Below are 13,068 nucleotides of genomic sequence, written 5' to 3' on the forward strand. Positions count from 1 at the left end.
AAACGAAAGGGGCATAACAAAAAACCTTTGCCCCAAGCAGTTCAGGCTAAATGCCTGACTCCGCTAAGAGAGCAAAGGTTATGCGTGCAACATACAATATAATAGCGAGCTTACTTCATCAAAGTCCGCATGTAATACTTGTGGTAATCGTTATTTCGAACGCGATTCGGCGTGCACCTTCATGCGTAAGCGATGCAATACGTTCAGCATCGGTTTTCTCGTCTTGCTTACGATACCAATCACTTCAGCCCCAAGCTGGAGCGATACGAGCAGGACGCAGATGACGACCAAAGTTACCCAGTTCGCATCATTCGATGCGGCAACAGATTGGATTACAGCTAGCAATCCGAAGAATGCAGCGATACCGTAGATGATGAGCACTGTCTTCCGATGGCTGAAGCCCAATTCGCGCAGGCAATGGTGCAAGTGCCCTTTGTCTGGTGCGAATATCGGCTTCTTTTGCAGCCAGCGGCGTACAATCGCAAAGAATGTATCCGACAGCGGCACACCAATAATAAGCAATGGTGTAATGAACGACATAATCGCAATTTGCTTAAAGCCCAGCATAGATAGAACTGCCAAGCTAAAGCCTAAGAACAAGGAACCAGAGTCCCCCATAAAGATCTTCGCCGGATGGAAGTTAAAGAACAAAAATCCAATAATGCTTCCAAGTAAGACGGCGCAGAGCAAAATAATTACGGGGTTGCCCATAAAAATGGCCATGACCAGTATCGTGGCAATGGCAATGCCGGATACCCCAGCTGCCAGTCCGTCCAAGCCATCAATCAAGTTAATGGCGTTCGTTACACCAACGATCCAAAAGATCGTAAGCGGAATTGCAATCCATGTTTCAATAAATAAATATTTATCGCCAAACGGCACATTTACAAAATCTACAGTTAAATCAAATCCGAATACCACGACACACGCAGCAACAATCTGACCGAGCAGCTTTGCTTTCGCAGACAGTTCAACACGATCATCCAGCGCACCAATCAGAATAATGATGGAACCTCCGGCAAGCAGCGCCTTCACAAGATTCGCATCTCGCGATGAACCAAGCAGTGTATCAGGGATAAAAAGCATAAGTCCAAGCAGCGTAATTACAAACGCCGCAAAAATAGCCAAACCACCCATGCGGGGCATGATGCGTGTATGCACTTTCCGCGCATTCGGTACGTCGACCGCACCTACTTTGATCGCAAACTTCTTCACTAAAGGTGTTAATCCAGTGGCAAGCAGCAGTGCTGCCAAGCAGCCACCAATTGCGTATACGGTCATCATCGGTAGTTTCAACCCCCATTTATGTTACCGGATCGAATTATACTCCGTTCAAAATGGAAACACCAATGCCGGATTCATGTGAAAACTTACGAAAATGAAAGATTATACGTCATTTTACTGCACTTTTGTGGGCTTATCTTTATCCCGCATCACTTTCCATGCAAATTTAGGCAGTGCCAGCATTCGCATGAAGCGCTTTGGCTCCTTGGCTAGACGATACAGCCATTCAATACGCAGCTTCTGTACCCACATTGGCGCTCGCTTAGCCTTTCCTGATATGACATCGAAGCTGCCTCCGACACCCATCATAAAAGGAACTTGAAGCTGATGACGATATTTTGCAATCCAAGGCTCCTGCGTATCAGCTCCACGAGCAACGAACAGCAAGTCAGGATTCGCCTCACGGATCTGTGCAACAACCTTTTCATCCTCATCGCTCTTAAAAAAGCCATCTCGATATCCGACAATGGAGATGGACGGATACTGCTCTTGCAACCGTTCCGCCGCTGCCTGAACTACATCAGGGGCAGCACCAAGCAAATATACTTTCCACTTGCGAAGCTCTCCCATCTTCATCAGCTCATGCAGAAGATCGAAACCGGTCACTCGTTCAACTACTGGATCGCCAAATTTGTTAGCTGCCCAGACAATGCCTGTTCCATCCGGAACGATCAGGTCTGCTTGCTTCATTACGGCCATATTCTTATCATTCTCCAAGGCCGCCATCACCATGATGGGATTCGCTGTAATCACTTGAACCGAGCGGCCATTGTCAATATGATCAACAAGAAGCTTTACGGTATCTTCCATATTCAGCTTGGAAAATGGAATGCCGTAAATCGAAACTTTAGGTACATCCTTCATTTCTAACATATCACAAACCACCTTACGCCTTATGACGCAGCCATTTCACAATTTGTTGCGCTGGCTGTTCTGCTTCTTGCTTCAATACAGTTATTGCTTCCTTATGATCCTTGCGCCAGCCATCTACATTATTGAGCAACTCACACATATAGGATGCAGCTCGAACCGCATCCAGCTTAGCTGTCGTCCCAATCGCCTTTTCATGGAGACGATGCAGAAACTGATCAATCTTCGGATCATAAGAAATCCCTGCAAGCGGCACCTCTTGGGAGGCCGCATAAATGAGGGAATGCAATCGCATTCCAACCAGCACCCGGCATTGACTTACTTCCCGCAGCATCGTTTGAGGGTGCTCAAGCGGAGCGCATAAGCTCATCACCGAGCCAGCCTCTGTAGCATTTGCAGATTGGCCACCGCACAATCCATCTGCCTCCGGCACCATAGTCTCCAGCTTCTTCATGACATAACGGGAAGCTTCTTCATCACTTGCGCCATGGAAAGGCAAGAACCGAAGATGGACATTCTGCATTTGACTTAACTGAAGCAGCATATCGACAATCGAATCCATATCAGAGCGATCCTGATTCCAAAACCGGAGGGACACGCCCACATAAGGTCGTCCTGCCTCATCAAATCCTTTTCCGTCATCAAGTTCGGATTTCTCACCTTGAGATGCCGGCAACCGAAGACCCATCACTGGATCAGGTACGACGTGGATATTATCTTGCCCTATTCCCATTCGCATTAACAGTTCTGCAGACTCACGATCACGTACCGAAACATACGCTGCACGGCTAAATACATGGCGAATGTACGGATAGAAGGACTCGCGATTGACAGGCCCAACTCCTTGCGAATAAATGAATGTCGGCTTGCGGAACCACTGTGCAAGTTTCAATACGCCCAAGTAATAAGGAATCGTCTTTGAACTGGTGGCATCCTGAAGCAGGCTGCCACCGCCGCTAATCAAGGCATCGCTGCTGCGAATCGCACCGAGCAGGGCCCCGGGCTTCATTCGATGAACAGCTTGTACCCCATATAACCGAGATGTCGTTTCTGGATCACCCGATAATACAACTGGCTCGATTGCCGTGCCGGCTTCGTTACCAGCGCGTTCCAAGGCAGTCAAAATTGACAATAGAACCGCCTCGTCACCACTATTATTGAATCCGTAATATCCGGAAAGTACTATTCTTGTAGCTTTGGACGCCATGCATCCCAACACCTTTCAATGATAGTCCACACGAAAATGCCAATGATTCCGATAACGAGCCCCAGACCAAGTCCAAGAAGCGTACGAATCAACGAAATCATGACTGGCGTATGGATATGCGCGAATGTATCTACCATAGACAATTGGCCGATAACCGCAATGATGAACGCATACAAAGCAATCCGATAACGGTAAGCTGCAAATGCTGCAACCAAGAATAAAGGATGCGCCATCAAAAATTCTTTATTTCGAGGTCGAACCCCTAACGTATTCTCAAGCAGAGAGCGGAACGATTTTTCAAAGGAAGAAACAGTTCCCGCATTCCCCGTACGGGATAGGTAGTACAACCCCACTACGCCCGCGACGCCTGCCGCAATGACCCACAACACCGTAATCGGCATTTTGAGCCAGCGATTGACTTCCTTCACTACGGAATCTCCACGGTAGAGGAAGATATACAAAGCAGTAAGGCCAATTGGAACGAAGTGCAGCAAGCTGACTCCGCGGAATTGATTCAATACAAGACTGTACGAAATATTGTTAAGCAATGCAATCACGAATGGGATAGCCATCAACGACAATAACGTTGTACGTAAGAACAGCCCAACCGATTTGCTGAATCGTACCTTAAAGTTGACGATCGAAGGGCTCATATCTACTCTCCGAACGGCAAGCACCATAGCGATCGTCGGCGCGCTTATGGCAACCATAAGTGCAAGCAATTGCTCAAACAAGGCAGGTTTCAAAACATACATTCCTGCGCTTCCGATTAAGCCAAGCACGAAAGCTGGAAGCATGACATACGGTACAAAATAAGAGATCATCAGCGCGATCAACGCTACACTGCTAATAACGACAATGATTTTCGCAATTTTCTGCCAGGAAGCATCGTAAACCGTAAATGGCTCCGCAGTGCCCAATGTAAATCCATTCTTTTCAATCGATGCAACTGCATCCCCAGGTGCCTTCAAGGTGTGAATCAAATTATCTATCGAAGTCACAATTTCAGACTTCTTTACATCTTTCTTAACAGCTGAGTTCAAATAAATCATACGAATATTGCGATCCTTCGTCGCAAGTGAGAAACGATCAGCCAACACATCAATATCATTGAACGATTCCTGATCATTAATCGAATGCAAACGTACCACATTATATTTCGTCAAATAAGCCAGCTTGTTCATGCCCTGCTGCGGCTTTTTCAAGCCTTCAATGGCAGCAATCCCAATGTTGTGCTTATTCAACAGATCAGCAAATCCCGCCAAACTATTTTTCTCTGGATCATCATTAAAGCCTTTAACCGCATCCCCATCGAACAAAATGCGAGTCACACCTAAAGAATTATAATATTGCAGCAGTTCATCCATTTGCTCCTGATCATACTCCGAGCTGTCGGACAAACGCGGCATAATGGCAAATCCTTTATCCACCAGCATCTGAATCGTGATTGGATCCTGCGGCATCGATTTCATCACTGCGGATTCAACTGGAGTTTCCAAAATCAATCCATTGCGTCCCTCGAACTGCCACGCGCGAACCTCTACACCCAAACGAAGAAAAGTCTTCTCAATCATCGGAGAAAGCTTCTGTTCATTCTCAGCTGATGTGAACAAAAGATATGTATAATTCTCATTTAATGGCGGGAGCTTCTTTTGCAAAGTTGCCGCATCGTTGGAATTATAAATCAACACTTTGCGTGCTGACTTCAAGTCCGACAAATTACTCTCGAACAGCGCCATCGTGTGCACGCCAGCATCTTTTAGCCGTCCCAACTGCTCATCGATAAACTCATTTGGCTTAGCCATTAGCCCAGACATATCAACCAAATTACGATAATTGAATACAATTTCAACCTTGTTCGCCGACTGCTCTGTCTGTACCCGCTGCACGGCTACTGGAATAGCGGCTACTAATCCGACAATAGCTACGAGCCATAGCCATTTTTTCATATGTCGGTTCCATTTCTCTACCTGTTGAAACACTTGTTTCCCTCCTTAAGCCATTCCGAATACGTTGTACGCGAGTCACCGCAATATTGTGGCATGCTTCGATTGTTCGATGAGTTCCGAGTCTATTCGACACGGCCGACACGCATCTAATCATCAGCTGCAGCTATCCTTAGAATAACCGAACTGCGCTTCATTCATTGCAACAAAACCCGCGTAATTTGTATTCTATTCTCGATCCGACAATGCAAACATCAATTCACCTTCAGCTACGACCTTATCTCCTACCTTTGCTGTTGCCTGTCCTTTCCCAATCGTACCCTTCAATCGTGTGATTTCTACTGTTAGTGTCAGTGTGTCACCCGGCACGACTTGACCACGAAAACGGAAATTATCAATTCCAGCAAAAAAGGCAAGCTTCCCTTGATTCTGCTCCATTTTCAACATAGCAACCGCACCTACCTGTGCAAGCGCTTCAACAATCAGAACTCCCGGCATAACCGGATAACCTGGAAAGTGGCCTGCAAAATGCGGTTCGTTCATCGTTACATTCTTAATTCCGACGGCACGTTTACCTTCTTCTACTTCAAGAATGCGATCAACGAGCAGGAATGGATAACGATGCGGAATAATTTCCTGAATTTGTTCAATGGATAACATGGTGACTTACTCCTCTCTTCCTATACGTATATTACGGCAGCTATACGTCAATAACTAAGATCATCCTTCATGACTGCAGGCTTGAAGGTTGAGATAAGGGGCTCCTCTTACAGCTATTGCTGTCAGAGGGGCTCTCTTCTTAAAATCAGAATGCACAACTTCTATCAATGTCATTCTGCTGCAACATAAGTTGCCCTCCTTACATGACCCCATAGCACATCATAACAAGCCGTAGCCAATGTAAAGATTTTCAACCCTTCACAGTCAACAAACCTATTCCCCTCACAAACGATTTGAGATCTCATTTTCGACTTCTATCTTGCGATTAATTCGAATAAACAAGAGCGCGTACATAAACGATGTGATAAATGAAAATAGGATTACCGCCCATAACAGTTGGACTGCATAATTCCATTGGAAGTAGACGAATAGAATCGCGATATAATAGAAGACTGTCGTCAATTTCCCCATCCAATTAGCTGGAACTGTTTTCTTTCCTTTAAAATGAAATAAAGCTGAGCACGCAATCATTCCTGCATCACGAATCAGCATCGCTACCGCAGCCGTCCAGGGCATATCTCCAGACCACAGCAAAGAAAACATGACGGTCAACATCATTAGCTTATCTGCCAATGGATCCAGCATCATGCCGATATTCGTTACTAAATTATACTTGCGTGCGATATACCCGTCCATAATATCAGTCAGTCCGGCCAGCAGCCAGACACCGAATGCAGCGTACCGCTCACCGATGAAGAACAAAGCCATATAAACGGGGATGAGAACGAATCGAAACATCGTTAACATATTCGGTAAATTCAACCTCAAAACCCCCAGTTCCCCCCATTTTCAATGTTCCTCCAACTCATTATACATGCCCCAAAACAAAAATGAAACTTTATAGCCTGGTACAGGAGGTCAAAAGCCCCTCAAGAAATAATCGATCACTGCCTTCTTCTTTTCCTTCGCCTTACGCACAAAAAAATCCCCACAAAGTGGGGATTCCCTTAACCGAACACAAGTTGGAACAAATGTGTCCATGTATTGACGTTCAGTGCATCTGCAACAGAACCCTTGCCTAGCACGACAAATCCGGCTACCATTCCGCCGAACGTAGCTAGCACGCATAATAGTGGGACAATGGCCAGTCGAAAAATCCACTTGCCTGCCTTAGAATGGCGAACCGGTTCCTGCTTAGGTTCCGGCTCTTGCTCAGAGGCTGTCTGAGCAGCCTCCTTGCCCTTGCGCAGACGCTGCTTGCGCCGCTCTTCGAATACAGGCTGCTGAGCAGGCTTGCCAGCTACCGGCAACTCTAAATGATCGTCGGTTTCGGTCTTCACCTTCGTCTCCCCGTCCTCGTGTTCGGAGCTGGAATGAGGACGATGCAGACGCGCTAACGATATATCCTGTTGCAGCGGCTCATACTCATAATCGAGCAGCTTCTTGTTTTTCTCTTCTTGGTCACTCATTATCTCACCCGCTTCGTTTACGCGCGAAGGTTATTCGCCAGCCCCCACATCGCGTCTCCGGAAGTCAATGCACGAGCGGACATCTGATACGCACGCTGCGCTTGAATTAAATCGTTCATCTCATCGATCAGCGATACATTCGATTGCTCAATCATACCTTGTCGAACGTGAACCGTTTGATTTTCCGTCAGATCAAGATCCTCAACGACTGCATTTCGGTTCATGTTAGGGGCCATTACGTAATAATTGTTCTCTGTCTGTGTCAGGAGCTCTGGGCTGATTGGCTTCACAACCTTCAGCGTAGCAATCGGATTTGGAATCGCCACTATGCCATTCTTCGTCACGAATACTTGCCCCTTGTCATTCACCTGTATCTCTTGATCCGGAGCAATTCGAATCTCTGCACCGTCTTTATCTAATACCTTATCGCCTTGGGCCGTTACCAGCACCTTTTCATTCGAAGCCGGATCTATCGTATAATGGAAGGCTCCTTCTCGTATCCAAGCAGACTGACCATTCGTCAGTCCGATCTCGAATAGCGCATTGCCTTCAAGCGCAAAGTCAGTGCTCACACCCGTCTGCTTTAGTGAACCTTGTGAGAAATCACGGCCCATTGCAGTCAATCGTGCCCCGTAGCCAAGCGTGTATCCCATTGGAGTTGCTCTTCCTGGCTGACGGTAATCTTTATCATGTTGTCTTACATTTGTAAGTACATCGGCAAATGTAGCGGACTTGCGCTTATAACCATTTGTATTCAAATTCGCCATATTGTCTGCGACGATATCCAGCTTACGCTGAATGCCATTCATGGACGTAGCTGCAGAAATCATAGACTGGTTCATATCGTTCCTCCTATTCTAAGCGCTTAGACGCGCCCTACCTCATTGACCGTCTTGTCCAGCGTCTTATCATAGAATTGTACGACTTTCTGATTCGCCTCATAGGCACGGAAGGCCGTCATCATGTCCGCCATCGATTGGGTCGGATCTACATTGGAACGTTCTAGATAACCTTGCTGTACTTGCACCTGCTTCTGATCTTCCGCTGTCCATGCGATCGCAGTTGCTTGGCCAGCGCCCGCTGCATCTAGGCGGAAACGCCCATTACCTGTTCGAATCAACATATTCGGGTTCTCAATGCGAGAAACGAGCAGATCTGCTCCCACTATCGGAGTTCCTGTATGTACATTGTACATTCTCCCTGCATCATTAACCTTTACATCATCCAGAGATACATTGGCTGGCAATACAATAGGCGCCTGATTCCGGTTCAACACAAGCGCTCCGTCTGCCGTCGTCAGCTCATGACGCTCGTTTAATCGAAAATGGCCATCCCGCGTAAAACGCACCTCGTTGCCTTCCCGCACTGTAAAGAAGGCTTCTGGCTTATACACAACATTGCCTTGCCCATCTCTTCCTTTGCCTGAAGCGTCAAAAGCAACGCCCGGAACACTTAAATCTGCAAGCAGCGCAAAATCACCGGATTGGTTCGTCTGCATCAGATCCCCTTGATTGAACAGCATGCGGCTCTCTTCCGCAAAAACACCGGTATTCAAACGGCCAATGGTTCGTCCTGATCCTTGATCGCCACCCATTAAGGACAGCATCATTTCAGGAAATGAATGTACAGCTCCTGTTACCGACTTGTATCCAGGAGTATTGATATTGGTCATATTATTCGTAACCGTATCATGTCTCCGCTGCTGGGTCATCATGCCCGATGCAGCCGTATATAACCCTCTAATCATGTCGCTTCCTCCCGATCTATCAAAGCATATACTTTGTATATCGGATTACACGAATGATTTCTTAACGACCTTATCCAAATTGTCCAGCATAATTCCTGTACCCTTCACGACACAATGCATCGGATCTTCGGCTATAAGCACTGGTACCTTCAGTTCATCTGCCATTAGCTCGTCCAATCCGTCAAGAAGTGCTCCGCCGCCAGTCAAAATGACGCCGCGATCGATAATATCCGCCGACAGTTCCGGCGGTGTCCGTTCCAATACCGATTTCGCAGCCGCGATAATCGACGAGATTGGATCCCACAAGGCTTCACGAACTTCATCGGATGTGATTGTAACCGTGTATGGAAGGCCAGATACCATGTCACGCCCACGGATATCCATTTCCCGTTGTCCACCTTCGCGCACCGTTCCAATGTTGATCTTAATATCTTCAGATGTACGCTCCCCAATCAACAACTTATACTTAGACTTAATATATTTCATGATGGAGCTGTCGAACTTGTCCCCAGCAATTTTAATAGAAGAGGCGGTAACGATGTCTCCCATGGACAATACCGCCACGTCTGTCGTTCCGCCGCCGATGTCAACAACCATATTGCCGCTTGGTTGGAAAATATCCATCCCTGCGCCAATTGCCGCCGCCTTCGGTTCTTCTTCCAAGAAAACATCCTTGGCACCGCTCTTCTCAGCCGCTTCACGAATTGCCTTCTGTTCAACAGAAGTAATGTTCGTCGGCGCGCAAATTAGAATTCGTGGATGCGAGTACCATTTGCGACCGCCGACACGTGAAATAAAGTGCTTCAGCATTGCTTCCGTTACCTCGAAGTCAGCAATGACTCCGTCTCTAAGCGGGCGTATAGGGACAATATTACCCGGTGTCCGTCCAACCATTCTGTGGGCTTCTTCACCCACGGCGAGGACTCGCTTTGAATCGCTTTCGATTGCTACAACCGAAGGCTCGTTCAAGACGACCCCCTTCCCCTTGACATGGATGAGAACGTTCGCCGTTCCCAAGTCGATTCCAATATCCTTGCTAAGCATAAGTTCGAGAGCCTCCACATTCATTTTTCATGTCCAAATCGAGAAATTACGACCGTTTTCTGCAAAATATTTACTCATCGTTTACCATATCATACTTTCTCTGCTACGTTCAATGACAGATTGGAAGGCAGCTCACATTTTAAAAAGTTATTGGAATGGGGTGGGGGGTTAGGATTTACCGGCCGTCATCACCTCACGTTTTTTTGAAGTGGTTTTCTTATATTTTATCTTCGTTGCTTCCCCACCACGCAAGTGACGAACGGACTTATGATATTCGAGAATGTGCTTCACCTGATCAGCCAAATCGGGGTTGATCTCAGGCAGCCGTTCGGTCAAATCTTTGTGCACCGTGCTTTTGGACACGCCGAACTCTTTGGCGATAGTACGAACCGTATGCTTCGTTTCGACGATGCAGCGGCCGATTTTGATGGTCCGTTCTTTGATGTAGTCGTGCACGTTCCCGCCTCCCTACTCGGTTTAATTGGTACATTATATGAGGGGGTCGCACACTTATGCGTTATAACCAAGCCTGACAAGCTTGGCTTAGCCAATATTTTTGCCAAGGCTGACAGTGGACAAGATGGATAACGGAATCACCTATCCGAAGAAAAGGCAGGAAAAAAAGCTTAGTCAAAGCGGTATTTCTGATGCTTTCAAAATTGTGGACGAGATGGTTCATATCCAAATTCAAACGAGCAAAAAATTTTTTTCGAAAAGCGATCATTTCTGATGCGATTTCCTCCCCGACCAAAAATATAAAAACGGGCAAATGTCCTAAAGACATTCGCCCGTTGTTACCAGTTCAACCGTATTAGTTTTTAACCAGAACCGATGTCGGGTTGACTGGCTTGTTCTCATTGTACACTTCAAAGTGAACATGAACGCCCAGTTCCTTCTCTAGTTCGCTGCGGCCTGCAGAGGCAAGCGCGTCACCCTTCTTCACGGTATCGCCAAGCTTCACTTTCACATCAGCCAAGCTTTGATAGACCGTCTTCATGCCATTGCCATGATCCAGCTCTACGACAAATCCATTCGTTGAATGCTGCTCGGCACGTGTTACTTTACCACTCATAGCTGCCAGCACATCAAATGTCTGCTTGTCCTTGCGTGCCAAGTCGATACCTACATTCGGCGTAAACGTTTGCTTGTACTGCACCATTGCCGCGGCCTGTTCTTCCTTGGAAGCCTTCTCGTCATAGTACGGCATAACGACATCTACATCCCCAGCGTTCGCCACCGGCCAACCGAGTGTTTCGTTTGTTGCCACAACTTCGACTGCTTCTTCCTTGGCTCCTGTTGCCGTTCCTGCTGTTGTGTTGCCTTGCTTCATCGTCTGCTCTGCTTGCGTCGCATCCTTGTTTGGGTCGAGCGGTTTGTGGTTCAAGTCTTGATAGACCCAGACTAGAGTTAGGATAATTGCTGCTGCGGCCATGTACAAAGCGGGGAATACCCATTTCTTCGACAACAGCTTTCTCCATGAGGATGTGTGAACCGCTTGCGTCCCATGCATTGATTTGGAGGCTTCAGACGGATTTGCTGTGCTTGTCGTAGATGTATTCATCGTTGATTTGTTTTTTGAGTTTTGATTTTGGTTTTGTTCACTCATTTGTGATCACCTCAGTAACCATTGTTACCGAGGCTAGTACTTTTATACGTAGAAATGCTAATTTTTAAGATATGAAGCTAGCAGGGCTAGAAAGCCTAGTCTAGCTCCCTTCTGAGAATGGCTCGTATCGCCTCTGCCCAGCGGCGAATCCCTGTAATGCAGCTCAGTTTCTCAGCCGGCCTGCTGCTAACTTCGAAGCTTTGTCCAGTTTCACATCATTATAATAGTAGGTTACAATTTGCTCGGCTGTCGCGCCTTCCTTGGCCATCCCCTGCGCCCCATACTGGCTCATGCCTACGCCATGCCCGAATCCATATGTGGTAATGACCAACTTGTCATTGTCTACACTCCAATCGAATGCGCTTGATCGCAGTCCAAGCTTCTCTCGAATCTCTCGTCCTGTAAAATGTTCTGATCCAATCTGAACCTGACGCACCCGCTTGCCAACCGTTCGAGATACAATGCGAAGCTGATTCCCAATCCCTTGAATGGAAGCTGTCTTGCCAGTTGTTCCACCATCTGATTTCAGCTTCAATGCTTGTACCGATACCCCAAGCTCTGACAGCAGGTTATTCATTTGAAAAGTAGTGCGTTCCGCATATTTCGGAGCGACCCGCTCGTCCCAAGGACTCGGCACACTTTTTAAGTATGGGATCGGGCTCCCCCAGTAATCCTCTGCATTTTCGGTATATCCATTGCTTGTCGAGAAAAAGGCAGCCATAATCGGTTTACCCTCATACGTAATAATGAGATCCTTCGTCTCTTCCACGGCGCGGCTCAGCTTCGCCGCGGCATCCTTCGGCAGCCGCTTCATCTCCGCGAGCGGCTTGTAAGCCTGATGGGCGACGGTGTTTGTCACGTCGGCCCCCTCTGGTGTGCCGCTTGCATCCTTCGCCAGCAAGCGGCGCATGATGTACGTGCGGGCGGCTATCGCTTGCGCCTTGAGCGCTTCGAGCTCGAAGCTGCTCGGCATCTCTGCCGCCAGGACGCCGCGCACGTACTGCTCCAGCGCGATGCTCTCAATTTGGCGCGTGCCGCTCAGGTACACGCGCACCATGGGCTGCGCCGCCGCTATGCCTGGCGACTCCTTTTGCGCCTGCGGCGCCGTGCGCTCGCTGCGCACGCTCGTGCCCTTCTCCTGCTGGTGCTCTTGCACCAGCAGGAGCGGCACGAGCAGCGCGAGCGCGATAAGCGCGCCCGCCCATAGGGCGGTGCGCGCTAGCAGCGGCCGGGGG

The 13,068-nt window shown here is 47.8% G+C and carries 13 protein-coding genes; all 13 read right to left on the bottom strand.

The window, feature by feature from the left end; genetic code table 11:
- Positions 1–150 precede the first annotated feature (150 nt).
- Complete coding sequence (locus tag NO352_RS19965) at positions 151–1,284, bottom strand: MraY family glycosyltransferase (protein ID WP_005544775.1); 1,134 nt, start codon at positions 1,282–1,284, stop codon at positions 151–153.
- Positions 1,285–1,398: 114 nt separating this feature from the next.
- The gene (locus NO352_RS19970) at positions 1,399–2,157 is read right to left on the bottom strand and encodes a WecB/TagA/CpsF family glycosyltransferase (RefSeq protein WP_005544777.1); all 759 of its coding nucleotides are present in this window, start codon (positions 2,155–2,157) and stop codon (positions 1,399–1,401) included.
- A 13-nt stretch (positions 2,158–2,170) separates the two neighbouring features.
- Positions 2,171–3,361 carry a polysaccharide pyruvyl transferase CsaB gene (gene csaB / locus NO352_RS19975; protein WP_268599095.1) on the bottom strand — a complete coding sequence of 397 codons (1,191 nt, stop codon included), beginning with the start codon at positions 3,359–3,361 and terminating at the stop codon, positions 2,171–2,173.
- A complete protein-coding gene (locus tag NO352_RS19980; RefSeq protein WP_289356621.1) occupies positions 3,337–5,343 on the bottom strand; it encodes a DUF5693 family protein in 2,007 nt (668 codons plus the stop codon). The genes csaB and NO352_RS19980 overlap by 25 nt, the downstream gene beginning before the upstream one ends.
- Positions 5,344–5,535: 192 nt before the next feature.
- Positions 5,536–5,967, bottom strand: a complete 432-nt coding sequence (gene fabZ, locus NO352_RS19985; RefSeq protein ID WP_005544783.1) for a 3-hydroxyacyl-ACP dehydratase FabZ — start codon at positions 5,965–5,967, stop codon at positions 5,536–5,538.
- 282 nt (positions 5,968–6,249) lie between these two features.
- Positions 6,250–6,789: a CDP-alcohol phosphatidyltransferase family protein gene (locus tag NO352_RS19990; RefSeq protein WP_005544785.1), complete on the bottom strand. Its 540-nt coding sequence runs from the start codon at positions 6,787–6,789 to the stop codon at positions 6,250–6,252.
- A 185-nt stretch (positions 6,790–6,974) separates the two neighbouring features.
- A complete protein-coding gene (locus NO352_RS19995; RefSeq protein WP_005544787.1) occupies positions 6,975–7,436 on the bottom strand; it encodes a DNA-directed RNA polymerase subunit beta in 462 nt (153 codons plus the stop codon).
- A gap of 17 nt (positions 7,437–7,453) precedes the next feature.
- Complete coding sequence (locus NO352_RS20000) at positions 7,454–8,278, bottom strand: flagellar hook-basal body protein (RefSeq protein WP_005544788.1); 825 nt, start codon at positions 8,276–8,278, stop codon at positions 7,454–7,456.
- A gap of 23 nt (positions 8,279–8,301) precedes the next feature.
- A complete protein-coding gene (locus NO352_RS20005) occupies positions 8,302–9,183 on the bottom strand; it encodes a flagellar hook-basal body protein (protein WP_163978476.1) in 882 nt (293 codons plus the stop codon).
- A gap of 45 nt (positions 9,184–9,228) precedes the next feature.
- Entirely contained in the window at positions 9,229–10,227 is a 999-nt protein-coding gene (mreB, locus tag NO352_RS20010; protein ID WP_005544792.1) for a rod shape-determining protein, read from the bottom strand.
- A gap of 168 nt (positions 10,228–10,395) precedes the next feature.
- Positions 10,396–10,683: a sporulation transcriptional regulator SpoIIID gene (gene spoIIID / locus NO352_RS20015; protein ID WP_021257153.1), complete on the bottom strand. Its 288-nt coding sequence runs from the start codon at positions 10,681–10,683 to the stop codon at positions 10,396–10,398.
- A 355-nt stretch (positions 10,684–11,038) separates the two neighbouring features.
- Positions 11,039–11,737 (bottom strand): peptidoglycan DD-metalloendopeptidase family protein, encoded by a 699-nt coding sequence (locus tag NO352_RS20020; RefSeq protein ID WP_412071032.1) that lies wholly within the window; start codon positions 11,735–11,737, stop codon positions 11,039–11,041.
- 259 nt (positions 11,738–11,996) lie between these two features.
- On the bottom strand, positions 11,997–13,068 hold a 1,072-nt coding region (spoIID, locus tag NO352_RS20025), incomplete at its 5' end, for a stage II sporulation protein D (RefSeq protein ID WP_483311853.1).

The sequence above is a fragment of the Paenibacillus sp. S-12 genome (genome assembly GCF_030363895.1).
GTDB lineage: Bacteria > Bacillota > Bacilli > Paenibacillales > Paenibacillaceae > Paenibacillus_B > Paenibacillus_B alvei.